We start from the raw sequence: 24375 nt of genomic DNA on the forward strand, positions 1-24375 counted from the left end.
GACAGCTGGCGTGTTAGCAGGTCTTGCCCTGGACAGCGCACCCCAGGCTGGTAATGGCTGTCTTCACGTTGGTGCCCAGGGTGATGAAGGCGGCAACAGCCCCCAAAGTGATCAACCCGCCGGCCACTGCGTACTCCACGATGGTCAGGCCGTCTTCGTCTTTGGCGAACTTGATTACCGAAGTCTTGATCGATTGCAGATTCATTTTGTCCACCTCACTCAAGTGATTTCTTCGAGAGCAGCACTGGCGTACTGCCTGGTTGAACATTAGTCAGGGGAACATTGAGAGGGTTAGGAGTTTTTTGCTGATCGTTAGGACTTTATTGCGGGAGGCGGAAAGATCTAAAACATCAGGAATAACACTCCCGCGAAGCGGGGAATTGATACGAGAGAGGCGTCGAGAGAACCTCTCGAACAGCATCGGCCGGCACTGCGGCTAGCACCCGGAGCACTGTCGATAATGACAAAGGCCTCGATCATGTCCGCGGCACCGAAACCATAGTGCGAAACGAACTAACCGAGCGTGTTCATATCGAGACTTGATCTTCACGAGGGCCATACAGCGACGATACTTCTTGAGCGGGAAAAGAGAATTTCAAGGTCGCCGAGCCATGTCGGCCAACGGTCGCCTGGCGAGGTCGGTCCCGTTCGAGACCGAAGTGAAGTGGCTTGGCTGCAACAAGATCGGATAGTGGAGCGCAGATGCACGACAGCAACAACCTGAGGAAACCCGCTCTTCGGGGCCAGACCCGAAGAGTCTGGCCGCGCAGGAACCACAAGCAACCGCGGCCCGGAACAGAGGGCTCGAGGCAGCGGCTGTCGTCAACAGGTCTTGCCCTGAACAGCACAACCCAGGCTGGTGATGGCAGTGCTCACATTCCCACCCAGGGTAATGAACGCTGCAACGGCTCCCAGCGTTATCAAGCCACCTGCTACGGCATATTCCACGATGGTCAAGCCTTCTTCGTCCTTGATGAATGCCAGCACCGAGGTTTTGATTGATTGCAGATTCATCTTCTCCACCTCACACGTAAAGTTGCATTAAGGCGATCAGTAGTTGTGCCGCCTGACTGAAGCCTAGTCAGGGGCTATCCACCAGAGTTAGGAGTTTATTGTCGTTTTCTAGGACTTTTTTGCGAGGCCTGGCGGGCCGCAAAACAACGGCTAAGTTGCTGGCAGGCGCAAAAAGTATTCAAAAGGGAAGCGTTCTCATATGGCACGAGTTTGATTCAACCGCAGCAGTGGAGCAGGCGATGCAATCACGACAACAAGGATCTGCCAGTCGATTGCTATCCCGCTGCCAGGCATAGAAGGTAATCAAGAGAATGTATGACCTCTTATCCGAACTCGATCCTTGGTCCTTAAAGTCCAATGGCGATACTGACAGCGACAGCGCGACCCCAGGAAGGAAAAAGGAAATGAAACCTGAGTCGACCCAGAAACCTTCGCTTCTATGGTTCGACCTCACGCGCAATCGATCATCCGAAGAGCTGATTGCGCTGTTTCGCCCGACCTGCGATTGCCAGGTGGCGAAAGAGGCCGTTGCTCCCGACAAGCACGCTCTTCCACCGCCAGACATGATCTGCATGCACTATGACCGCCCGGACATGCCGGGGCTCAACCTGCTGCTGGACATCAAGCACAAGCTGCCTTCCATCCCCATCGCCATGTTCACCGTGCAGCACTCCGAGGAACTCGCCGTGTGGGCCATGCGCTCGCGGGTCTGGGAGTACATGGTGCTTCCTCTGTCGAGTGCCGAGATTCGACGCTTCCTGCACGCCATGAAGCAACTCTACGAACTGCGCCACAGCCTCAACCCCGCCAACCGGCAGATCGAGCATGGCCCGTCCCTGCCGGACAGCATCCGGCTGACCGTAGAACATCAGAAACATCAGGCGCTCAGCGACGTGCTGCTGTATATCGAGCAGAACTTCCGCGAAAGCATCGACCAGAAAGAACTGGCTAAGCGTTGTGGCATGACCACGTTTCGCTTCAGCCGCCTGTTCAAGGAAGTCCATGGCCTGGGATTCATGGACTACATCCTGAGCAAGCGCATGGATAACGCCAAGAACCTGCTCGACAACAGCCAGATGCCCATCACCAGCATCGGTTATGAAGTCGGCTTCAAGGACCCTTCCTACTTCGCCCGCGCCTTCAAGCAATTCGTGGGCGTGAGCCCCAGCGAATACCGGCAGAATTCAAGAAGTGCCGAACCGGCAGAAGAAGAGCAATCGGAACAGACGCTGTCCCAGGTGATCGACAGCCTGCCGCTGCGTATCGAAGGCCGATAAGCGCACAGCGCCGACTGTGACAGCCGGAATGGGAAACGCCGGACTGACCTGCGGCGCGGTTCCCCCCGGGAACCCGAGCGAAACAAAATCCGCGGGGTTTTCCTCAGCCGATCTTCCTCGATAAATCAATAAATAAAGTATGGGATAACACACTCCATCAGATTAAGGATGACGGCATCTCAGTCTTTTCTGATTTCGTCATGGATATTTTTTACGCAATCATTTACATCGAATGCAGTTGCATCGCATTCAACTCGCAATTACCCAATACAGTGAGAGTATTCATGAAAGAATTGAACGAAATGGAAATCGGATATATCAGTGGTGCTGCTAATGAGTTGTCACCGAAAACACTGGAGTTCGACTTCGATAAGCTAGTGGGTGTCATGCCAACCGTTCCTCCAAAAGACTGCATATTCTGGAGGCCCGTCACCCAAGGGGCGCTTGAAGGGCGTCCAGGCATTCCTCCCTCCTGGTGGCGCTGATACTCAATCCTCACCTTGAAGCTTTCCTAGAGCATGGGAAACCCTCAAGTAGTTCATATCCCCCTACTTTCCTTCTAAAAAAGGTAGAACAGATGAAAGAACTAACCAGCAGTGAGATTGAAGCTGTTTCCGGCGCACTCTCGTTACAGGAGTCGATCGCCGGCAGTGCGATCGGCGCCATTGGAGGTAGCTGGGTCGGCGCCATCGCCGGCGGCAAATTCGGTGCAAATGCCGGCGGCTGGATCGTCGGCGGTATCTCCGCCGGTGTCGGCATGCTCTACGGAACGGTTCTCGGCGGTCTCGGCGGTTTAATCGGCGGCGCCTTTGTAGGTCCTGACCGTGCCGTCGACATTGCGATTGAAGCAGGCCGTATCCTGTTCGGCAGGTCGAAGGCCTGATCTACCCCTGCGCGTCTACCCAGCTATAACGGGTAGACGCCTTCATCTTTTCGCCATAACAAATCATCGTTACCAAGATCGTGATCAATACATAATCAAGTGCGGCATAACTCAACTCACGGATCACAACTTATAAAAGACCACTTCCAACCGAGATATCGTGAGGCATCGAAAAACAAAAGCCGGCAGTACTTCTAAAATACGTCCCCCTGGCATAAGAAACCAAAAGCAAAAACTATCCAGATCCCACTCCACTATATAAAACCAATATGGACACCACCCTAGGCCAAAGGCATTAAAGCTCTCCTACCAACTAACCAGTGCAACAGGAAAACAATTCCTTAACAGAGCGTCTGCCAACTACACAACCCTCTTACAGAAACAACCCCACTGACTGATAACAACCCTAAATGCATATTCTCGCCTCCTCATAACCACCGAACTCACATGCTCAATGACAGGATGTTCCCCCGATGCCCCAAATGACCTTGTTCCGCCAGGAGGCGCTCGACGCACAACATTCCGGCGGACTGGGCGAGATCATGCTGATCCGCCCCGTTTCCTTCTCGTTCCTGACGCTGCTGGCGACAGCAATGGCTTTGATGGTCATCGGATTTTTCCTGCTAGGCAGCTACACCAAGCGCAGCACCGTCAGCGGCCAACTGGTTCCGGCCAACGGCCAGGTCAAGGTGCATGCTCCGCAACCGGGCATCGTACTGGAGAAGTTCGTCCACGAGGGCCAGAGGGTGAAACGCGGGGAACGCCTGATGATTCTCTCCAGCGAACGCTACGGCAGTGATGCAGGGCCGGTACAAGCAGGTATCAGTCGCACGCTCGAACAACGTCGTGACTCCCTGCGCGACGAGCTCGAGAAGATCCGCCGGCTACAGGCTGACGAGCGCGACAGCCTGACCAGCAAGGTGTCCAGTCTGCAACGTGAGCTCGCCACCCTCTCCGCGCAAACCGATAGCCAACAGCGCCTGCTGGCGCTGGCCAGCGATGCCGTCGAGCGTTACCAGGGGCTGATGGACAAGGGCTACATTTCCATGGACCAGTTGCAACAGCGCCAGTCCGAACTCCTCGGCCAGCGCCAGACCCTGCAAGGCCTGGAACGTGAGCGCACGTCCCTGCAACAGCAGTCCACCGAACGGCGCAACGAACTAGCAGGCTTGCCGGCACGCCAGGCGAACCAGCTCGCGGAAATCCGTCGTCAGCTCTCGACCCTGGAACAAGACCTGGCGGAAAGCGAGGCCAAACGCACGCTGCTGATCATCGCCCCGGAAACCGGGATCGCCACCGCCGTGCTCGCCGAGGTGGGCCAGACCGTGGACAGCTCACGTCCGCTGCTGAGCATCGTGCCCGCCGACACTCCCTTGCAGGCAGAGCTCTACGCCCCGAGCAAATCCATCGGTTTCATCAAGCCGGGAGACTCGGTGCTGATCCGCTATCAGGCCTATCCGTACCAGAAGTTCGGCCAGTACCACGGCCAGGTGCAATCGATCTCCCGCACCAGCGTGTCGCCGGCCGAACTGTCCAGCATGATCGGTGGCGTGCCGGGACTGGGCCAGGACGGTGAACAGCTGTATCGCTTGCGCGTCAGCCTCGACCAACAAGCGGCCACCGCCTACGGGCAGCCTCGGCCATTGCAGAGCGGCATGCTGCTCGACGCGGACATTCTCCAAGACACCCGACATTTATATGAATGGGTGCTGGAACCGCTCTACAGCCTGACCGGCAAACTTTAGGAAGCGCCAGCATGGTATTTCTCGACAACCTCGCCCTGCGCCTGACGCGACGCCTGCCGCTGATACTGCAAACCGAAGCCACCGAATGCGGCCTGGCCTGTCTGGCGATGATTGCCGGCTACCACGGCTACCATACCAACCTGATGGAACTGCGCCGGCGCTTCAGCGTGTCGCTCAAGGGCATCGCCTTGAAGCAACTGATCCAGACCGCGCACCGCCTGCAACTGGGAACCCGCGCGGTGAAGCTGGATCTCGGCGATCTCGGCAAGCTCAAGCTGCCGTGCGTGCTGCACTGGAATTTCAATCATTTCGTCGTACTGAAGGCGATCGATGCCCGCGGCGCCTTGCTCCACGATCCCGCTCACGGGCTGCGCCGGGTGAGCCTGGCAGAGTTCTCGCAAAGCTTCACCGGCGTCGCGGTGGAGTTCTGGCCGGACAGCGGCTTCGAGAAGCAGCAAGCGCCGCCGCGGATCAAGTTGCTGGGCATGCTGGGCAAAGTCACCGGGCTCTACCGCTCGCTGGCTCAGGTTCTGTTGCTGGCCGGCGCGCTCGAGGTGTTCTCGTTGGTCAGCCCGTTCTTCCTGCAATGGACGATCGACAACGTCATCGTCAGCGCAGATCGCGACCTGCTCAGCACCCTGGTCATAGGCTTCGGCCTGCTGCTACTGATGCAACAGGCGGTCAGTGGGGTGCGCGCCTGGGTCATGATGCACATGAGCACCCTGCTCGGCGTGCAGTGGCAGGCCAACGTATTCAGCCACCTGCTGCGCCTGCCCATCCAGTATTTCGAGAAGCGCCATCTGGGCGACGTGGTTTCGCGCTTCGGCGCGGTGGGCAACATCCAGCAGACCCTCACTGCAGCCTTTCTCTCAGCCGTGCTGGACGGTCTGATGACCGCCGCCACCCTGGGCATGATGCTGCTCTACAGCCCGCCGCTGGCGGCCATTGCTCTTGCCTCCATGAGTCTCTATGCCCTGGGCCGCTGGATCTGGTACCGCCCGCTGCGCAATGCCACCGAAGAGCAGATCGTGCATGCCGCACGCCAGCAGAGCCACTTCCTGGAAACAGTGCGCGGCATCCGTCCATTGAAGCTGTTCCAACGCCAGGACGAGCGCCGCGCGGTGTGGCTCGGCCTGCTGGTGGAGCAGATCAACGCCGGCCTGCGCACGCAGAAACTGCAACTGATCTATCAACAGATGAATGGCCTGCTGTTCGGCGTGGAAAACCTGCTAGTGATCTGGCTCGGTGCGACCATGGTGATGGACGGCCAGTTCAGCGTCGGCGTACTGATGGCCTTCAACGCCTACAAGTCGCAGTTCGATGACCGCGTCGGCAGCCTGATAGACAAGTTCTTCGAACTGCGCATGCTGCAACTGCAAGGCGAGCGCCTGGCCGATATCGTCCTTCAGCCCGCGGAAAACAACCACGGCAATGTGGACCTGGACAGCCTCGACGAACGCGAAGCGGGCATCGAGATACAGGGCCTGCGCTACCGTTACTCGGACCAGGAGCCGTGGGTGCTCGACGGCGTCGACCTACGGATCGGCGCAGGTGAATCAGTGGCCATCGTAGGCCCTTCGGGCTGCGGCAAGAGCACCCTGTTCAACGTTCTGCTCGGCATCCTGCCGGCCAATGAAGGGCAGGTTCGCGTGGCCGGACTGGAACTCTCGCAACTGGGCCTGGACGGGCTGCGCGAGTTGGTTGCCACGGTCTTGCAGGACGATGTGCTGTTTGCCGGCTCGCTCAGCGAAAACATCGGTTTCTTCGACCCGCAGGTGGACATGCCGTGGCTGATCCAATGCGCGCAGATGGCCGCTATCCATGACGACATCCAGGCCATGCCGATGGGCTACAACACCCTGGTCGGCGAGATGGGCACGGTGCTTTCCGGTGGCCAGAAACAGCGGGTCATGCTGGCCCGGGCGTTGTACAAGAAACCGAAAGTCCTCTTTCTCGACGAGGCGACGAGCCACCTCGATGTCCATTGCGAACAGCGGGTGAATGCCGCCATCCGTGCGCTGCGCATCACCCGCATCATGGTCGCCCACCGTCCAGAGACCATTGCCTCTGCGGATCGGGTCGTGGTCCTCGGCCAAGGCAAGATAGTGCTGGACGAAACCGCCGAGAGCCTGGCCGAACGCCAGGCCATGACTACGCAAGGGCAAGCCTGATGCGTGCGCCGGCCTGCCTGCTGCTCTGCCTCCTGGGCAGCGCCTCTTTTGCCACCGCCGAACCGGACGTATTTGGCACTGCCAAGCATGTCGTGTACGACCTTGGGACCGATGGCCAGCCATGCGTCTCCGGGTCGTTGCCGGCCGAACTGACCCTGGCGCAAGCCATTGAACGAATGCTCTGTCACGACCCGCAGACCCGTCTGGCCTGGGCCAATGCCAAGGTGCAGGCCGCGCAAGTCGGGATCGCCCGCTCGGCCTTCCTGCCGCGCCTCGACGGACGCCTGGAAAGCAGCCGGAACGATACCCGAATCGATTACCGAGACCTCCCCGGACAATCTATCGACGGTCAGCGCCGGCGCCGCGGCGGCAATCTCGAACTGAGTTGGGTACTGTTTGACTTCGGTCGGCGCAGCGCCACCCTGAACAACGCCCAGCAGCTCTTGCTGGCAGCCATCGCCAGCCAGGAGATGACGCTGCAGAACGGCTTCGCCCTCGCCGCCCAGGCCTACTACGATGCCCTCGCCGCGCAACGCAGCCTGACGGCCTCGCGACAGGTGACGGCACTGGCGGAACAAAATCTCGAAGCCGCCGATGCCAAGTACAGGGCCGGCGTCGCCGCGCTTTCCGATCGCTTGCAGGCGCAAACCGCCTTGTCCGAGGCGAACCTGCGCCAGGTCCGTGTTGAGGGAACCCTGCGCAGCGCCCTTGGCGTCATCGCGCTACGCATGGGCCAACCGCCAGACATGCCTCTGCGCCTGGTCAGCGATCTGGAAACCCTACCCGATACCGGTTTCGTCAAGGCCATCGACGAGCTGCTTGCCGAGGCCCGACGCGAACATCCGGCATTGCTTGCCGCCCAGGCGCGGCTGCAAGCCGCGGGGGCCGCAGTGACGGAAAGCCGCGCGATGGGCCGACCGAGCCTGGCGCTGACTGCCAACCTGGCACGCAATCATAACGATCAATCGCGGGCGCTCAATGGCGATACCCGCGAGTACGATCGCAGCATCGGCCTGCAACTGAAGATCCCCTTGTTCGAAGGCTTTGAGCGTAACTATCAGGTGCGAAACGCCCTGGCCCGCCAGGAGGCCAGCCGGCTGGAGTTGGCCGATACCGAGCAGCAAGTATCGCTGGAAGTCTGGAGCAACTACCAGTCACTGAGCACGGAAACCCGCAGCCTGAGGCGCACCCGCGAGCTGGTCGAACAGTCGCGACAGAGTCTGGAGGTGGTGCAGGGGCGCTATCGCTCGGGGGTCGGCAGCATGATCGAACTGCTGAACACCCTGACCGCCTACGCCAGTGCCGAGGAGCAACATATCCAGGCCCTCGGCAACTGGCAGACCTCCCGCCTGCGTTTGGCGGCAAGCCTCGGCCGCCTGGGATTCTGGGCGCTGCCCTGAATGAGCGTGAACCTGAAACCGCTGAAAAGGCGGCACTGCCAGACCGAACGAGCAAGGCGCGCCGGGGCTTTTCTGCAGGCAAAAAAAAATCCGAAAATCCTCACTTTCGTGGGCCTTTCGGATTTCAAATACTGCTGAAAATGGTGGGTCGTGTAGGATTCGAACCTACGACCAATTGGTTAAAAGCCAACTGCTCTACCAACTGAGCTAACGACCCGCTGTGTGGTGGCGCGTATAATACTGATTTCTAAAAGGAATTCAACACTTCATATGAAAAAAATCAAAAATAAGGTGTTGGATCGCTGACGCCCGCCGCAGCAAAACCTTCTGCGCGCAAACGGCAACTGTCGCACTTGCCACATGCACGACCGTTGTCATCGGCCTGATAGCAGGAAACGGTCAGGCTGTAATCCACCCCAAGCTTGACGCCCGCCTTGACGATATCGGCCTTGCTCAGGTTCTGCAGCGGAGCCTGGATACGGAACCCCTGCCCCTCTACCCCGGCCTTTGTCGCCAGATTGGCCATGCGCTCGAACGCTTCGACAAACTCTTGGCGACAATCCGGATACCCCGAGTAGTCCACCGCGTTGACGCCGATGAAGATATCCCGCGCGCCCAGCACTTCCGCCCAGCCCAGCGCCAGGGACAGGAACACGGTGTTACGCGCGGGCACGTAGGTGACCGGGATCCCTTCGCTCGGTGCCTCAGGCACGTCGATGGAGCTGTCGGTCAGCGCGGAGCCGCCAATACCGTTCAGGTTGAGGCCGATCACTTTGTGTTCGACCACGCCCAGGTCGCGCGCGACCCGCTCGGCCGCTTGCAATTCGGCGCGGTGACGCTGGCCGTAGTCGAAGCTCATGGTGTAGCAGCGGTAACCTTCGGCCTGCGCCATGGCAACCACCGTGGCCGAATCGAGGCCACCGGACAGCAGGATCACCGCGCGTTTTTCGGTGGAAACTTGGTTCTGTGCGTGTTCAGTCATATCAGCGCCCCGGCTCGTCATTCCAAAGATATTTATGCAGCTGCAATTGCAGGCGCACCGGCAGGTTGTCCGCAACGATCCAGTCGGCCAGATCGCGGGCATTCAGGTCATGATGGCTCGGCGAGAACAGCACCTCCCCCGCCCGCCGCTCCAGACCGTACTGGATCAGCTTGGAAACCGCCCAGTCATAGTCCTCACGGGAACAGATGACAAACTTGACCTGGTCATTGGCTGTCAGCAGCTCGATGTTCTCGTAGCGATTGCGCTGGGCTTCTTGCGAGCCGGGGGTCTTCAGGTCGAGCACCCGGCTGACACGCGGGTCGACCGCGGAAATGTCCAGCGCTCCGCTGGTTTCCAGCGAAACCTCATAACCGGCGTCGCACAGCTGCTTGAGCAGGGGAATGGCGTTAGGTTGCGCCAGCGGCTCGCCGCCGGTCACGCAGACGTAACGCGGGCGGAAATCGGCAACCTGTTCGAGCAGGCTTTCAAGGGTGCGCAGGGTGCCGCCGCTGAACGCGTAGGCACTGTCGCAGTATTGGCAACGCAGCGGACAACCGGTCAGGCGCACAAAAACCGTGGGCAGGCCGGCAGTCCGAGTTTCACCCTGCAACGAGTAGAAAACTTCGGTAATTCTCAATGTGTCTTGCATAGTCGCCACGGGCGTAACAGCTAAACAGGCTGTCCGCCTCCGTCAGGCACCTCGAGGAATCCCGCAAACACGGTAATCCCAGGAAGCGTGTTTCATAAAAAGGGCATGGATTCTAACGAAAAAACCCGCGACAAGCGCGGGTTTCTTCAAAACAGCTCAAACTCGATTACATGCGTTGCAGATCGCGCTGGGCCAACTGGGCAGCGGAAGTGCCCGGATATTGCGCCACGACCTGCTGCAGAATGCCTTTGACCTTGTCTGCATGGCCCAGGCGACGTTCCACGTCAGCCAGCTTGTACAGCGAGTCCGGCACCTTGGCATGCTTCGGATACAGCTGGGAAACCTTGGCAAATGCCTGGCCAGCGCCTTGCAGGTCGCCCTTGGCCAGGTTCACTTCGCCCAACCAGTACTGGGCATTGCCCGCATACTGGCTGTTCGGGTATTTACGCAGGAAAGCGGCAAACGCCTGACTGGCCTTGTCGAAATCCTTGGCCTTGATCAGGTCGAAGGCTGCGTCGTAATACAGCTTTTCCTTCGCCGGATCGCCCGGTTCACTACTGGCCGCTGGAGCTTGCGAGGCAGCTCCGGCAGCCGCACCGGCGGCACCTACATCACCACCGGCGGAAGAATTCTCAGGAGTCGCGGCAGGTGCACCGCCCGCTCCAATGCGCCGATCAAGATCCTGGTAACGTTCCAGGCTTTCCTGTTTCATCCGCGCAACATCGTTTTGCAACACTTCGATCACACCTTGTTGCCGCGCAATCTGCTCCTGCATTTGCTGCAGTTGCTGGAACAGCTCGCCCTGTGCCGAGACAGGGGTCGAAACCCCTCCCCCGGCATAGGCGCCGTTCGTGCCATAACCCGCTGGCGGATAACTGCCCCCGCTATTGTTATAGCCCGAGTTGTTATCGACCACAGGAACCGCAGCCCACACCGAAAGCGGCGCGAGGCTGAGAGCCAAGACAGTTAGAGCACGACGGCACGTTCGCATGACGAATTACTTACGCAGTTCGACGCGACGGTTTTGAGCCCAGGACTGCTCGTCGTTGCCGGTAGCAACTGGACGCTCTTCGCCGTAGGAAACCAGTTCCAGCTGAGCTGGGGAAACACCTTGCAGAACCAGGTAGCGTTGAACGGCTTTCGCACGACGCTCGCCCAGTGCCATGTTGTACTCACGAGTACCACGTTCGTCGGTGTTGCCTTCCAGAACAACGCGAGCGCCGTTTGCTTTCAGGTCTTTGGCGTGAACGTCCAGAGCGCGCATGGCTTCTGGCTTCAGGTCCGAGCTGTCGTATTCGAAGTAGAAGGTGGTGATTGCGCGCAGAGCAGCTTCTTCGCTCAGGGAGCCGTCAACTGCACCGGTGTTAGCGCCGTAACCAGCGTTTGGATCGACAGCGCCTTCACCAGCGTTGTCACCGCCCTTGGAGGAGCAACCTACAGCTACGGCCATGGCCAGAGCCAGCGCAGCAAACTTACCAAACTTCAGCATTTCCATCGTGAAACTCCTAATGAACCCCAGTGTGTTAAGTAAAACGTAAAGCGCCGCGTCAGTTCAGGTAAGGGGACCAGGACGGTTCTCTGACTTCGCCTTGAGCGGTAGGAAGCGGGAGCCTCACGCGTCCATTGATGGACACGAGCATCAAGACTCCCCGGCCCTGCTGGCGGGTGGCGTAGATTACCATGGTGCCGTTGGGCGCAACAGTAGGCGACTCATCAAGTGTGCTGTCGGTAAGGATTTTCACATTACCGCGCTGCAGGTCCTGAGCCGCTACCTTGAAGTTGGTGAAACCATCCTGGCGATGAATCATGACCAGGGTCTTCTCGTCCGCAGACAGTTTCGGGTTGGCGTTGTAGTTGCCCACGAACGTCACGCGTTCGGCACCGCCACCACCAGCACTGGTCTTGTAGATCTGTGGCTTGCCGCCGCGGTCCGAGGTGAAGTAGATGGTCGAGCCATCCTTGCCCCAGAACGGTTCGGTGTTGATGCCGGGACCTGCGGTCACACGCGAGATCTGGCGCGAACCCAGGTTCATCACATAGATGTCGGGGTTACCGTCCTTGGACAGCACGAACGCCAGGCGCTGGCCGTCCGGCGACCAGGCAGGCGCGCCGTTCAGGCCTTCGAAGTTGGTGATCTGCTCGCGACGGCCAGTGTCGATGTGTTGCACGAAGATGCGCGGGCGCTTCTGCTCGAACGACACATAGGCAATACGCTTGCCATCCGGCGCGAAGCGTGGCGACAGGATCGGCTCGCGGGATTGCAGCAGGGTCACCGCACGCGCGCCGTCGTAGTCGGAGCGCTGCAGGGTATAACGGGTGTTCTTCTCGGAGAAACGCTCTGCCGTGACGTACAGCATGCGAGTCGAGAAGGCGCCCTTGATACCCGTCAGTTTCTCGAACGACTGGTCGGAAATGTAGTGAGCCATGTCACGCAGCTGGTCGACGCTGCCCGAAACGCTGCCGGTCAGCACTTGCTGCTCGGTGGCGACGTTGAACAGCGCGTACTGCACCTGCAGGCGACCGCCCGCCGGAACAATGCTGCCGACCATGATGTACTGGGCGCCCAGGGCCTTCCAGTCGCGGTAGATGACTTCGCTGGCCTGGGTCGGCAGGCTGATCATGTTCTGCTTTGGAATCGGCGAGTAGTAACCCGAGTTACGCAGGTCGTTGCCGATGATTTCCGCCATGTCGTCGGGCAGCACGCTGCCCCCTTGCCAACCGAATGGCACGACAGCGATCGGCGTGGCCCGGTCGCTACCACTGGTGACCAGAATGTTCTTTTCATCCGCCGTCGCTATCCCTGCCATACAGCAAATAACGACAAGCAATCCTCGAAGAAGGTTTCTCACAAGGCTAGATCCTCAGGTGTGAATGTCATCTTGAACGAACGATACGGAGCGAAATCGCTCGGCTTCATTCCCTGCATTTCTGTCAAACGTCCAATGTTCTTGACCGCAGCTACCGCCGAGGCATCGAACGGACCATCGCCGCTGGACTTGGCCACCGATACGGAAGTCACCGTACCGTCGGGCAACATGCCAATTTGCAGCACGACCGTCATGTTGTTGCGCGCCGAAGGAGGACGAGCCCAGCCTTCCGCCGCACGAGCACGAATCAGATCGTCGAAACTGCCTGCGACTTCATCGCCACGCTCGTCCGCCAGGGCCTGCTGACGCTGCGGCGTGTCGGAAAGCAAATCGGCAAGGGCCTGAGCCTTTTTCTCTTCGGCCGATTTACGCGCTGCTTCCTGAGCCTTTTTCTTGGCTGCGTCGGCGGCGGCTTTCTTCTTCGCTTCCTCGGCGACCTTCTTCTTCGCCTCGTCTGCTTCAGCTTTCTTCTTGGCGTCTTCCGCGGCTTTCTTCTTCGCGTCTTCGACTATCTTTTTCTTCGCTTCTTCAGCGGCCTTTTTCTTGGCCTCTTCTTCAGCGGCTTTCTTGGCTTCTTCTTCGGCTTTCTTCTTGGCTATATCAGCCAATTGTTTCTCTTCGGCCTTTTTCGCTTCGGCAGCCTTCTTCGCGTCGTCGGCTTTCTTGGCTTCATCAGCCTTCTTCGCCTCTTCCGCTTTCTTGGCTTCGTCGGCCTTTTTCGCTTCCTCGGCTTTTTGAGCCGCCTCTTCTTTCTTTTGTTCCGCGGCCTTCACTGCTTCCTGCTCGACCTTTTTCTGCTCCATCTGCTCGACTTCGGTCTGGCGCGCGGCGGATTTCTTCGCTTCACCCGCAATCTTCTGATTGGTCTGGGTGGTCGCCTGACTTTTCGATTTCAGCTGATACAGGGTCGCTTGGACGATCGGCTTGGACGGCGGCAATTCCGGCGTCATGGCAAAACTGACGAACAGCATGCCGAACACCAGAACGTGCAGGGCAATTGCCCACACGCTAGGCCAGAAGTAGCTTTCCGAGGCGGACGGCTCTCGCTGCTGCATCAGGGCGCCTCGGTAATCAAGCCAACGTTACCGACGCCGGCCTTCTGCAGCCCGCCCATGGCACCCATGACGGCACCGTAGTCGACGGACTTGTCGCCGCGAATGAACACCTGGGTATGCTTGCCGCCTTCATTGCCGGCGCGAATGATCTTGGTCACGGCGTCGGTCATCTGCGGCAAGGTCATGGCCTTATCCATCTGCTTGTCGGTGTCGACTTCGCTGCCAAGGTTCCAGTAGTAGGTCTTGTCAGCCTTGATCGAAATGGTCAGGACCTGGGTGTTGTTGTCCTGCGGCAAGGCTTCGCTGGAAACCTTGGGCAGATCGACTTTCACGCCCTGATTGAGCATCGGCGCGGTCACCATGAAGATAACCAGCAGTACCAACATCACGTCGATGTAGGGCACCACGTTCATCTCGGCAACCGGCTTGCGTTTGTGGCGAACTCGAGCCATGGGGATTTACCTGCTCACTCTTCGCTGGTGTGCACTTTGCGGTGCAGGATCGCCTGGAACTCGTCGGCGAAGGTGTAGTAACGGCTGATCAGGGTTTCGCCACGGGCCGAGAAACGGTTGTAGGCGATAACGGCCGGGATCGCTGCGAACAGGCCGATCGCAGTGGCGATCAGGGCTTCGGCGATACCCGGGGCCACGGTCGCCAGGGTCGCCTGCTGGGCGCTGGCCAGGCCGCGGAAGGAGTTCATGATCCCCCAGACGGTACCGAACAGGCCGATGTACGGGCTGACCGAGCCGACAGTGGCGAGGAACGGCAGGCTTTGCTCGAGCTTCTCTTCTTCGCGGGAGATAGCCACACGCATGGCGCGCGCGACCCCTTCCATGACCGCCTCGGGATCGACGCCCGACTGCTGGCGCAGGCGCGAGAATTCCTTGAAGCCGGCACGGAAGATCTGTTCCACGCCCGAATCGGGGTCCGGGTTGCTGCCCGCCTGGCGGTACAGCTTGGACAGGTCGATGCCCGACCAGAAGCGCTCCTCGAAGCTCTCCAGGGCGCGTCGACCGGCACGCAGCAGGTTGCTGCGCTGAAAGATCATGATCCATGAGGTCACCGATGCGGCTACCAGGGTCAGCATTACCAACTGCACAACGACGCTGGCATTGCTGACCAGGCTCCACATGGAGGAATGGTCGACGACGTTAGCTTCCACGCTTTATCTCCTGCTCTGAGTGTGTACCCGCGCCGCTCACGTCGGCAAAGGCCGCACGTAGAGCTTCGGGAATGGCCCGGGGTTTCAAATTGTCGGTGCGCACACAGGCCACCAGGAACTGCCCCTCGCAGAGCAGCGCATTATCCGTGGCTCGCCTGACCTGCTGTCTGAAGCGCAGGCTGGCCCGGTTCAATTCGATGACTTCTGCACTTACCAGAAGCTCGTCGTCCAGTCGCGCCGGCGCGTGATAGCGCGCTTCGCTGGAATGCACGACGAACAACAGGTTCTCCCCCGCCAGCTGCGATTGGGCGAAGCCCAGGTCGCGTAGCCGCTCGGTTCGAGCCCGTTCCATAAACTTAAGGTAATTAACGTAATACACGATGCCGCCGGCATCGGTGTCTTCGTAATAAACGCGACACCGATGTGCGAACGGCTCAAGCCCGTTTTGCGCGCGCATACTCTAGTGCTTACTCCTCAGGTTGCCAATCCGGCCAGGCAACTGTTTTTTCATTGTCGAACGCCATTCCGGGGAAATAAAGACGATGCCAGCCCCTAGGACAGCACAACCTTCGAATAAATCGTTACCGCGGCCTTTTATTAATCGTCCACGGCATCGAGGAATTCGTCTACCACAGGCATCTCCCCCAATCGTGACGGAATGTTTAGACCGAAATGCAGATAGGCATGCCGGGTCACCACCCGCCCCCGCGGCGTGCGCATGATATAGCCCTGCTGGATCAGGTAAGGCTCGAGCACATCCTCGATGGTATGTCGCTCTTCGCTGATGGCCGCGGCCAGGCTGTCGACCCCCACGGGCCCGCCATCGAACTTCTCGATCATGGTCAGCAGCAGGCGCCGGTCCTGGTGGTCGAAACCCCGCTCGTCGACGTCCAGCAGGTTCAACGCCAGGTCGGCAATGGCCTTGGTGATATGCCCCTTGGCGCGCACCTCGGCGAAATCCCGTACCCGGCGCAACAGGCGGTTGGCGATACGCGGCGTTCCCCGGGCACGCCGGGCGACTTCAAAGGCCCCTTCCGGGTCCAGCGGCAAGCCGAGAATGCCGGCGGAACGCCCGACGATGGTCGCCAGGTCCGCGTTACTGTAGAACTCCAGCCGCTGGACGATACCGAAGCGATCGCGCAACGGATTGGTCAGCATGCCCGCGCGGGTCGTCGCCCCGACCAGGGTAAATGGCGGCAGGTCGAGCTTGATCGAACGAGCGGCCGGACCTTCGCCGATCATGATGTCCAGCTGGAAATCCTCCATCGCCGGATACAGCACCTCCTCGACGATCGGCGACAGGCGATGGATCTCATCGATGAACAGCACGTCGTGCGGTTCGAGATTGGTCAACAGGGCCGCCAGATCCCCGGGCCGCTCCAGCACCGGGCCCGAGGTGCTCTTGATCGACACGCCCATTTCCTGGGCGATGATGTTGGCCAGCGTGGTCTTGCCCAGGCCTGGCGGGCCGAAGATCAAGGTATGGTCCAGCGATTCGCTGCGTCCGCGGGCAGCCTGGATGAACAGCTCCATTTGCTCGCGCACCGTCGGCTGGCCGATATAGTCGGCCAGACTGACAGGGCGGATCGCGCGGTCCTGGACTTCTTCGCGCTCACGGGGCCCCGTGGCGGCGATCAGACGATCTGCTTCTATCACTTAAATCATTCCCTTCAGGGCGCGGCGGATCAGGTCTTCGCTGCTCAGGCCTTTTTCCTTGATGGCGGAGACGGCCTTGCTGGCCTCCTGCGGTTTGTAGCCCAGGGAGATCAGGGCGCTGACCGCGTCGGTTTCGGCGCTGGCCACCGGTATCGGGGCATCCGGCTGGTTCGGCACCAGGGCGAACATGCTAGGGACGGTCTCCCAGGCCTTGAAGCGGTCCTTGAGCTCAACCAGCAGACGTTCAGCGGTCTTTTTACCAACCCCCGGCACCTTGGTCAGCGCCGAGGTGTCTTGTGCTTGCACACAGCGCACCAGTTCATCGACCTCCAGGCTGGACATCAACGCCAGCGCCAGTTTCGGCCCCACACCATTGAGGCGAATCAGCTCGCGAAAAAAGTCCCGCTCGCGCTTGCCGGCAAATCCATAGAGTAACTGGGCATCTTCTCGCACGACCAAATGGGTGTGCAGGGTAAGCGGCTCGCCGACCGACGGCAGGCGGTACAGGGTGGTCATGGGCACTTCCACCTCATAGCCCAGGCCGTTTACATCGAGAATCAGGTACGGCGGCTGCTTCTCAGCCAAGGTGCCGCGCAAGCGTCCAATCACGTTTCAATCCTTAGCTCGGGCCGGATCAGCGGCCGGCGGGTAATCGGGTGCAGGGTCCGGGCCGGGCAGACAGGCGCGGCACACTCCACTCATCAAATGTTTGCGCAGATGCTATCAGAGACGCAGCCGGCCGCCACGACTGCGTGCCGTACCCAGGCCATGGGGCACCAGGCTCGAGCGGGTATGGGCATGGCAGATGGCGATCGCCAGGGCATCCGAGGCATCGATCTGGGGTTTGCTGGTCAATTTCAGCAGATGCATGACCATCATCTGCACCTGCTCCTTGTTGGCCCCACCGGTCCCGGCCACCGCCTGCTTGACCTGAGTCGCCGTGTATTCGGCGATTTCCAGGCCTTCCTCGACCCCGGCCACGATCGCCGCGCCTCGGGCCTGCCCCAGCTTCAAGGCCGAATCGGCATTGCGTGCCATGAATACCTTTTCGATGCCCATGGTGACCGGCCCGTACGTCTGAATGACCTCGCGCACCCCGCGATAGACGATTTGCAGGCGTTCGGGCAGCTCGCCGGCACCTGTTCGAATGCACCCCGAAGCCACATAGACGCAGCCGCGCCCGGTATCACGCACCACGCCGTAACCAGTGATGCGCGAACCCGGGTCGATACCAAGAATAAGAGTCATAACGCCTGCAAAGAGAAAATCCGGTTGCCTAAGGTAACCCCGGAAGAAATCGAAAAAACAAAAAATCGCAGCCTTCGACAGCTCCCCTTCAGGTACAACCTGAACCTGGGAGCCGTCGAAAGCTGCGATCCTTTATCGCGGTATCAGCCGAGTTGCTCGGCAACCGACTCGGGAATATCCGCGTTGGAGTAGACGTTCTGCACGTCGTCCAGGTCCTCGAGCATGTCGATCAGCTTGAGGACCTTCTCGGCGCCCTCCAGGTCCAGTTCGGCGCTGGTGGTCGGCAACATGACGATTTCCGCGTCCGCGGCTTTGAAACCGGCAGCTTCCAAAGCGTTGCGCACAGCATAGAAACCGGCGAAGGAGGTGAACACGTCGATGGAGCCGTCATCGTTGGTCACCACGTCATCGGCATCCGCCTCCATGGCGGCTTCCATCAGCGAATCCTCGTCGACGCCCGGCTCGAAGGAAATCTGCCCCTTGCGCTCGAACAGATAGGCCACCGAACCATCGGTGCCCAGATTGCCGCCGCACTTGCTGAAGGCATGGCGCACGGCTGCCGCGGTACGGTTGCGGTTGTCGGTCATGCATTCGACCATCACCGCCACGCCGTTCGGCCCATAACCTTCATAGGTCAGTTCGACCACGTCGTCGCTGCCCGCCGCCCCGGTACCGCGGGCGATCGCGCGATCGATGATGTCGCGGCTCATGTTGGCGCCCAGGGCCTTGTCCAGGGCCAGGCGCAGGCGCGGGTTGGAACCCGGCTCGCCGCCGCCCTGACGAGCAGCGACCGTCAGCTCACGAATCCACTTGGTGAAGATCTTGCCTCTCTTGGCATCCTGACGCTCTTTGCGGTGCTTGATGTTCGCCCACTTGGAATGACCGGCCATAACGTGCTCCAAATTCTCTTTGCAACATTGCCCGCCCGCCTGTAACGGCGGGCGGGCAACAAAATATCTCGACCCAATAGAAAAAGGCGCATCCGAAGATGCGCCTTCAGGTCGGCCTTACTCAGCCTTTGGCTGTTCGCGCAGGCGGATGTGCAGCTCGCGCAGCGCCTTGGCGTCGACCAGGCCAGGGGCCTGGGTCATCACGCAAGCGGCGCTCTGGGTTTTCGGGAAGGCGATCACTTCACGGATCGACTGGGCGCCGGTCATCAGCATGACCAGGCGGTCCAGGCCGAACGCCAGGCCACCGTGCGGCGGCGCGCCGTACTTCAGGGCGTCGAGCAGGAAGCCGAATTTCTCTTCCTGTTCCGCTTCGTCGATACCCAGCAGGCGGAATACCGCTTGCTGCATTTCCTTGCGGTGGATACGGATCGAACCGCCACCCAGCTCGGTACCGTTGAGCACCATGTCGTAGGCACGGGACAGCGCGGTCGCCGGGTTGGCTTCCAGCTCTTGCGGCGAGCACTTCGGCGCGGTGAACGGGTGGTGCAGCGCGGTAAAGCTGCCGTCTTCGTTTTCCTCGAACATCGGGAAGTCGACGACCCACAGCGGAGCCCATTCGCAGGTCAGCAGGTTCAGGTCGTTGCCGACCTTGATCCGCAGCGCGCCCAGGGCTTCGCTGACGATCTTGGCCTTGTCGGCGCCGAAGAACACGATGTCGCCATCGACGGCACCTACGCGATCGAGGATCACGTTCAGGTTGGCTTCCGGAATGTTCTTGACGATCGGCGACTGCAGGCCTTCAACGCCCTTGGCACGCTCGTTGACCTTGATGTACGCCAGGCCCTTGGCACCGTAGATGCCGACGAACTTGGTGTAGTCGTCGATCTTGCTGCGCGGCATGCTCGCCCCGCCCGGCACGCGCAAGGCGGCCACACGGCTCTTCGGATCGTTGGCCGGGCCGCTGAACACCTTGAACTCCACTTCCTTGAGCTGGTCGGCAACGTCCACCAGTTCCAGCGGGATGCGCAGGTCCGGCTTGTCGGAGCCGTAGCGGCGCATGGCCTCTTCGAAGGTCATGTGCGGGAACTCGCCGAATTCCAGATCCAGCACTTCCTTGAACAGGTTGCGGATCATACCCTCGGTCAGGCCCATGATGTCTTTTTCGTCGAGGAAGCTGGTCTCGATGTCGATCTGAGTGAACTCAGGCTGACGGTCGGCACGCAGGTCTTCGTCGCGGAAGCATTTGGCGATCTGGTAGTAGCGATCGAAACCGGCCACCATCAGCAGTTGCTTGAACAGCTGTGGCGATTGCGGCAGCGCGAAGAAGCTGCCGGCGTGGGTACGGCTCGGCACCAGATAGTCACGCGCGCCCTCGGGAGTGGCACGGGTCAGGATCGGGGTTTCGACGTCGAGGAAACCGTTCTCGTCCAGGTAACGGCGGATGCTGGTGGTCATGCGCGAACGCAGGCGCAGCTTCTCGGCCATTTCCGGACGACGCAGGTCGATGAAGCGATAACGCAGGCGGGTTTCTTCGCCGACATCGGAATATTCGTTGAGCGGGAACGGCGGAGTTTCCGCTTCGTTCAGCACTTCCAGCTGGTAGCCCAGGATTTCTATCATGCCCGACGCCATGTTGGCGTTGCCGGCGCCGGCCGGACGCAGGCGCACCTTGCCGGTGATCTTGACCACGTATTCGCTGCGCACACGGTCGGCGGCGGCGAAGGTGTCGGCGCGGTCCGGGTCGAACACCACCTGGGCCAGGCCTTCACGATCACGGATATCGAGGAAAATCACCCCGCCGTGGTCACGACGACGGTGGACCCATCCGCAAAGGGTAACTTCCTGACCTTCCAGGCTTTCGTTCAGTTGGCCGCAATAATGGCTGCGCATCATGGTAGTGGTTTCACTTCTCGTAATTCGAAATTCGATGGGAGGCCTTGCGCATCCCGGGTACCGGATAATGCAAGAGCTCGCGCGTGTCGTTCAACTTAGTCAGCTTTGTCGCCACCGGCCAGATTCTTCTTGGCGCCGGTTTTGAAGTCGGTCTCATACCAGCCCGAGCCGCTGAGGCGAAAACCTGGCATGGACAGCATCTTTTTCAGCTCGGGCGCCTGGCAGGCCGGGCAATCGACCAGCGCAGGCGCGCTGATCTTCTGAATGGCTTCCAACTGATGACCACAGGAAGCGCATTGGTAGTCGTACATGGGCATTGAGAGCGTCTCGGCGTGCTTAACATCTGCCTTGAACCCACGCCAGGGGCCGGGTCATATAGCAAAGAGCGGGATTATATCCATTAAATCGGCCCTGTGCAGCCGTATGACGGCACCGATGAGCCATGGCCGCCCCAAAACCATCGCGGCTGCCCTGCCCTGCTCTCGACTCACTCACCCCGAAGGTTCGACCAGCCTGATCGCCCCCTTGAAAAACAAATGGCGCCGAGAACGGCGCCATTCGACGTGCGGGAAGGTTACTGCTCGCTCAACAGCGCACGCAGCATCCACGCGGTTTTTTCGTGCACTTGCATCCGCTGGGTCAGCAAGTCCGCGGTGGGCTCATCGCTGACTTTATCGATGATCGGGAAAATGCCGCGCGCGGTCCGGGTCACAGCCTCTTGCCCCGCGACCAGTTGCTTGATCATCTCTTCGGCACTCGGCACGCCTTCTTCTTCCTTGATGGAGGACAAGCGCGCATAGATGGAATAGGCGCCCGGCGCCGGGAATCCCAGGGCCCGGATACGCTCGGCGATCAGGTCCACCGCCAGCGCCAGTTCGTTGTATTGCTCTTCGAACATCAGGTGCAATGTACGGAACTGGGGACCTGTGACGTTCCAATGGAAATTATGGGTCTTCAGATAAAGCACATAAGTATCCGAAAGCAGGCGAGAGAGCCCCTCCACGATGGATTTACGGTCTTCTGCGCTGATACCGATATCGATTGCCATGTCTATCTCCGTTAAAAACACATTCAATTCAACAGATCAGGTACCGGACCACTCTAGCAAGACTGCCAGGCCCCCGCAGCCGACGATTGCCCGCGGAACTGCGACAGATTGCCCGAGCAGGCCAACGGCCCCGCCGGAAGAGTCACGATCGTTGTGACCCGACTGAAAAGCCTGCGTTCCCTGTCTTTTTCGATGCTGGCTCTCTAGCACAAGGCTTTGCCCGATAGTCCGGCTCTGCCCCTCGACCAGCGGGGCTTTTGCCTTCCGGCAGCGCGCGGCGCCTGATTTGAGAAGGCTTGGGCTTTGCTGTTAAATAGGGGCCGTGTCGCTGTTGCCTATTTCTCGGCCTCGGCGCATAGGCTGATCCCGCGCACGTGCTCACCGCCTCCCATAGTTCAGAAGCGAACCGTGCACGCTCAGCTCTTCCTTGTGATCCGTCTTAACGTGAGTTCATTAAAATGTTGAAAATCGTCCACCTGCTAACGGGCGCAGCGGCCTTGCTGCTGTCCTTTATCCCTAGCCTGCGATCTGAAGCCGTTCCCTTCCTGCAACAACCCGATGCTCTTTACCTGGCCTTCTTCGGCCTGCTCAACCTGGCGCTGGCTCCAGTTATCCCCTACTGGAACAAAGGCCCACGCCACCAACTGCAAAACCTGGTCAGCGCGCTCCTGGTGCTGGCGGTGGTATTGCAGACCCTGACCCTGCTGGCACCGATGCCGGTTATCGCAGGTCAACCGGCTGTGCTGTTCAGCCTGCTGACCGCCGCGATCGCCATTGCCCTGCACCTGGCCGTCAGCTTCTACAAATCGTCTCCTGCGACCAGCACTTCGCAAACCTATGACATGAGCAATCGCGATACCGGTACCGTCAAGTGGTTCAACACTTCGAAGGGATTCGGCTTCATCTCCCGCGACTCCGGCGATGATATCTTCGTGCATTTCCGTGCGATCCGCGGCGAAGGTCACCGCGTCCTGGTGGAAGGCCAGCGCGTGGAGTTCTCGGTGATGAATCGTGACAAGGGCCTGCAAGCCGAAGACGTGATCGCGGCCTTGCCGCGACGCTGATTCGCCCCATAAAAAACCGCGATGCAGCCCAGGCTGCTCGCGGTTTTTTCATGCCCGGGCGAAACGTCGCCTCTCAATAATGAGGGGGCGGCGCCTCTTCCTCGAACGACTCGAACTGCCCCACCATCTCCTCTTGACGCTTGAGCAAGGCAGCCATCTGCAACTGCAGGCGTTCGACCACCCGCTGCTGCCCTACCAGTACATCATTCAGGGCTTGGATAGTGTCGTCCTGGAAAGCCAGGCGGCTTTCCAGGTCGGTTACCCGTTCTTCCAGACTCATGGCTCAGCCCTCCTGAAACGTGAAGTCGTCGGTCAGGACCAGACGCAAGCGTTCACGGATCGCGGCCACCTGTTCGGCACCGTAGGGCTTGGCGGGAAGCTTGCCCCACACCGGTGCGGGCCAGGCCGCATCGTCGCGCTTGCGAACGATAACGTGCATGTGCAACTGGCTGACGACGTTACCCAAGGTCGCCACATTCAACTTGTCGGCATCGAACGAATCCTTGAGCAACTCGGCCAGGGCGGTAGTTTCGCGCCATAGCTGCTGCTGGTCGGCGTCATCGAGCTGAAACAACTCACTGATATCTTCCCGGCGCGGTACCAGGATGAACCATGGGTAATTGGAATCGTTGGACAGCAACAGCCGGCAAAGGGGGAAATCGCCGATAGGCAATGTGTCTTGTTGAAGTCGTGGATCTAAAGCGAACACCGCGCGTACTCCCGCTCAGCTCATCAATTTTCAGCTTAGCGAACGCCATGACCGGCCGCCCGCCAAGCGACAGAACGGCAGCATACCTGCGAAAGCCCTTCCGTTCATCGCCACAACGCACGGTGCCTGCCTCGATACCCACGCAGCCCCTCATCCGGATGCCCTGACCTGGAACATTTTTCCAACACATCGCACCACGACCGAACGAGCCTCCTGAACGACAGTGGCAGAAATCCCCAATAGACGGCTGTTACTGCACTCCTGAGCCTCTAAAGCCGAACGCCGAAGACGCCTCGTGCAGAAAGTTTTGCACCAAAACCGCACAGTGCGTCTACGCTCAATGCGTCGACCATCCGCCATCTACTCACTCACCAGGGTGAACCGGTAACGTTTTGGAATGTCGTGCCTTTTTTTCATGGAGCAACACCAGGAGGACCTGAAACGTCAAGCCCAACCAAAACGACCTTAAAACCCCTGTTTTATGCGGTTTTTACAGCCTGTCGGGCTGGCATCGAAAAAAACTCGATGCGCTGGCGTTTTGTGCACGCTTGTTGCATTAACCCTCGTATTGTCCCAAAGGAAGGTCATTGCAGAAGGCCTTCTGTCGGGACTAATAACGATAGTGGCAAGGCTGCCCCATGGAGATTTGATTGCTTGACCAA

At 59.6% G+C, this 24375-nt stretch carries 27 protein-coding genes and 1 tRNA gene; 7 read left to right on the forward strand and 21 right to left on the reverse strand.

Annotation, left to right across the window (positions count from 1 at the left end):
* Positions 1 to 13: 13 nt before the first annotated feature.
* Together TO66_RS24290 and TO66_RS24295 are read right to left on the reverse strand one after the other, a co-directional pair.
* A complete protein-coding gene (locus tag TO66_RS24290) occupies positions 14 to 205 on the reverse strand; it encodes a Flp family type IVb pilin (RefSeq protein ID WP_038576427.1) in 192 nt (63 codons plus the stop codon).
* Positions 206 to 822: 617 nt separating this feature from the next.
* Positions 823 to 1014 (reverse strand): Flp family type IVb pilin, encoded by a 192-nt coding sequence (locus TO66_RS24295; RefSeq protein ID WP_044464661.1) that lies wholly within the window; start codon positions 1012 to 1014, stop codon positions 823 to 825.
* Positions 1015 to 1418: 404 nt separating this feature from the next.
* On the opposite strand from TO66_RS24295, the gene TO66_RS24300 reads away from it, so the two are divergent.
* The 6 genes from TO66_RS24300 to TO66_RS24320 all read left to right on the forward strand — a co-directional run bounded on the left by TO66_RS24300 (position 1419) and on the right by TO66_RS24320 (position 8490).
* The gene (locus TO66_RS24300) at positions 1419 to 2291 is read left to right on the forward strand and encodes an AraC family transcriptional regulator (RefSeq protein ID WP_044464662.1); all 873 of its coding nucleotides are present in this window, start codon (positions 1419 to 1421) and stop codon (positions 2289 to 2291) included.
* Positions 2292 to 2575: 284 nt separating this feature from the next.
* Positions 2576 to 2776, forward strand: a complete 201-nt coding sequence (locus TO66_RS33495) for a hypothetical protein (protein ID WP_148558625.1) — start codon at positions 2576 to 2578, stop codon at positions 2774 to 2776.
* Positions 2777 to 2868: 92 nt separating this feature from the next.
* Positions 2869 to 3174, forward strand: a complete 306-nt coding sequence (locus TO66_RS24305; protein WP_044464663.1) for a hypothetical protein — start codon at positions 2869 to 2871, stop codon at positions 3172 to 3174.
* A 488-nt stretch (positions 3175 to 3662) separates the two neighbouring features.
* Positions 3663 to 4919 (forward strand): HlyD family secretion protein, encoded by a 1257-nt coding sequence (locus TO66_RS24310; protein ID WP_080926030.1) that lies wholly within the window; start codon positions 3663 to 3665, stop codon positions 4917 to 4919.
* A gap of 11 nt (positions 4920 to 4930) precedes the next feature.
* Positions 4931 to 7090 (forward strand): peptidase domain-containing ABC transporter, encoded by a 2160-nt coding sequence (locus tag TO66_RS24315; protein ID WP_044464665.1) that lies wholly within the window; start codon positions 4931 to 4933, stop codon positions 7088 to 7090.
* The gene (locus tag TO66_RS24320) at positions 7090 to 8490 is read left to right on the forward strand and encodes a TolC family protein (RefSeq protein ID WP_044464666.1); all 1401 of its coding nucleotides are present in this window, start codon (positions 7090 to 7092) and stop codon (positions 8488 to 8490) included. The genes TO66_RS24315 and TO66_RS24320 overlap by 1 nt, the downstream gene beginning before the upstream one ends.
* A gap of 141 nt (positions 8491 to 8631) precedes the next feature.
* Here TO66_RS24320 and TO66_RS24325 read toward each other — a convergent pair.
* From TO66_RS24325 to TO66_RS24405, 17 genes are all read right to left on the reverse strand, one after another.
* A tRNA-Lys gene (locus TO66_RS24325) sits at positions 8632 to 8707 on the reverse strand.
* Positions 8708 to 8770: 63 nt separating this feature from the next.
* A complete protein-coding gene (queC, locus tag TO66_RS24330) occupies positions 8771 to 9472 on the reverse strand; it encodes a 7-cyano-7-deazaguanine synthase QueC (protein ID WP_044464667.1) in 702 nt (233 codons plus the stop codon).
* A 1-nt stretch (position 9473) separates the two neighbouring features.
* Entirely contained in the window at positions 9474 to 10121 is a 648-nt protein-coding gene (queE, locus tag TO66_RS24335; protein ID WP_044464668.1) for a 7-carboxy-7-deazaguanine synthase QueE, read from the reverse strand.
* A 166-nt stretch (positions 10122 to 10287) separates the two neighbouring features.
* The gene (gene ybgF, locus TO66_RS24340) at positions 10288 to 11112 is read right to left on the reverse strand and encodes a tol-pal system protein YbgF (protein ID WP_044464669.1); all 825 of its coding nucleotides are present in this window, start codon (positions 11110 to 11112) and stop codon (positions 10288 to 10290) included.
* Positions 11113 to 11118: 6 nt separating this feature from the next.
* Complete coding sequence (gene pal / locus TO66_RS24345) at positions 11119 to 11616, reverse strand: peptidoglycan-associated lipoprotein Pal (RefSeq protein WP_003178634.1); 498 nt, start codon at positions 11614 to 11616, stop codon at positions 11119 to 11121.
* A 52-nt stretch (positions 11617 to 11668) separates the two neighbouring features.
* Complete coding sequence (gene tolB / locus TO66_RS24350) at positions 11669 to 12928, reverse strand: Tol-Pal system beta propeller repeat protein TolB (RefSeq protein WP_007931107.1); 1260 nt, start codon at positions 12926 to 12928, stop codon at positions 11669 to 11671.
* Between the two features lie 38 nt (positions 12929 to 12966).
* A complete protein-coding gene (gene tolA, locus TO66_RS24355; RefSeq protein ID WP_044464670.1) occupies positions 12967 to 14046 on the reverse strand; it encodes a cell envelope integrity protein TolA in 1080 nt (359 codons plus the stop codon).
* Positions 14043 to 14495 carry a protein TolR gene (tolR, locus tag TO66_RS24360; protein WP_007931110.1) on the reverse strand — a complete coding sequence of 151 codons (453 nt, stop codon included), beginning with the start codon at positions 14493 to 14495 and terminating at the stop codon, positions 14043 to 14045. Before tolR ends, tolA begins: the two co-directional genes overlap by 4 nt.
* A gap of 14 nt (positions 14496 to 14509) precedes the next feature.
* Complete coding sequence (tolQ, locus tag TO66_RS24365) at positions 14510 to 15205, reverse strand: protein TolQ (protein ID WP_044464671.1); 696 nt, start codon at positions 15203 to 15205, stop codon at positions 14510 to 14512.
* Positions 15195 to 15662, reverse strand: a complete 468-nt coding sequence (gene ybgC, locus TO66_RS24370; protein WP_044464672.1) for a tol-pal system-associated acyl-CoA thioesterase — start codon at positions 15660 to 15662, stop codon at positions 15195 to 15197. The genes tolQ and ybgC overlap by 11 nt, the downstream gene beginning before the upstream one ends.
* A gap of 140 nt (positions 15663 to 15802) precedes the next feature.
* Positions 15803 to 16861 carry a Holliday junction branch migration DNA helicase RuvB gene (gene ruvB, locus TO66_RS24375; RefSeq protein ID WP_044464673.1) on the reverse strand — a complete coding sequence of 353 codons (1059 nt, stop codon included), beginning with the start codon at positions 16859 to 16861 and terminating at the stop codon, positions 15803 to 15805.
* The gene (gene ruvA / locus TO66_RS24380; protein ID WP_044464674.1) at positions 16862 to 17470 is read right to left on the reverse strand and encodes a Holliday junction branch migration protein RuvA; all 609 of its coding nucleotides are present in this window, start codon (positions 17468 to 17470) and stop codon (positions 16862 to 16864) included. It lies immediately after the preceding gene.
* 114 nt (positions 17471 to 17584) lie between these two features.
* The gene (gene ruvC / locus TO66_RS24385; RefSeq protein WP_044464675.1) at positions 17585 to 18109 is read right to left on the reverse strand and encodes a crossover junction endodeoxyribonuclease RuvC; all 525 of its coding nucleotides are present in this window, start codon (positions 18107 to 18109) and stop codon (positions 17585 to 17587) included.
* Positions 18110 to 18252: 143 nt separating this feature from the next.
* The gene (locus TO66_RS24390; protein WP_044464676.1) at positions 18253 to 18999 is read right to left on the reverse strand and encodes a YebC/PmpR family DNA-binding transcriptional regulator; all 747 of its coding nucleotides are present in this window, start codon (positions 18997 to 18999) and stop codon (positions 18253 to 18255) included.
* A 117-nt stretch (positions 19000 to 19116) separates the two neighbouring features.
* Positions 19117 to 20892 carry an aspartate--tRNA ligase gene (gene aspS, locus TO66_RS24395; protein ID WP_044464677.1) on the reverse strand — a complete coding sequence of 592 codons (1776 nt, stop codon included), beginning with the start codon at positions 20890 to 20892 and terminating at the stop codon, positions 19117 to 19119.
* A gap of 95 nt (positions 20893 to 20987) precedes the next feature.
* Positions 20988 to 21209, reverse strand: coding sequence for an FmdB family zinc ribbon protein (locus TO66_RS24400; RefSeq protein WP_007931131.1), 222 nt, complete (start codon positions 21207 to 21209; stop codon positions 20988 to 20990).
* Positions 21210 to 21466: 257 nt separating this feature from the next.
* Positions 21467 to 21940 carry a Dps family protein gene (locus TO66_RS24405; protein ID WP_044464678.1) on the reverse strand — a complete coding sequence of 158 codons (474 nt, stop codon included), beginning with the start codon at positions 21938 to 21940 and terminating at the stop codon, positions 21467 to 21469.
* Between the two features lie 458 nt (positions 21941 to 22398).
* Between TO66_RS24405 and TO66_RS34150 the strand changes: the two genes are divergently transcribed.
* A complete protein-coding gene (locus TO66_RS34150; protein WP_044464679.1) occupies positions 22399 to 23004 on the forward strand; it encodes a cold-shock protein in 606 nt (201 codons plus the stop codon).
* A gap of 73 nt (positions 23005 to 23077) precedes the next feature.
* On the opposite strand, the gene TO66_RS24415 is transcribed toward TO66_RS34150, so the two are convergent.
* Both TO66_RS24415 and TO66_RS24420 read right to left on the reverse strand, forming a co-directional pair.
* The gene (locus tag TO66_RS24415) at positions 23078 to 23284 is read right to left on the reverse strand and encodes a SlyX family protein (protein WP_009050472.1); all 207 of its coding nucleotides are present in this window, start codon (positions 23282 to 23284) and stop codon (positions 23078 to 23080) included.
* A 3-nt stretch (positions 23285 to 23287) separates the two neighbouring features.
* The gene (locus tag TO66_RS24420; protein WP_044464680.1) at positions 23288 to 23713 is read right to left on the reverse strand and encodes an HIT domain-containing protein; all 426 of its coding nucleotides are present in this window, start codon (positions 23711 to 23713) and stop codon (positions 23288 to 23290) included.
* Positions 23714 to 24375: the final 662 nt, after the last annotated feature.

Source organism: Pseudomonas sp. MRSN 12121 (assembly GCF_000931465.1).
GTDB lineage: Bacteria > Pseudomonadota > Gammaproteobacteria > Pseudomonadales > Pseudomonadaceae > Aquipseudomonas.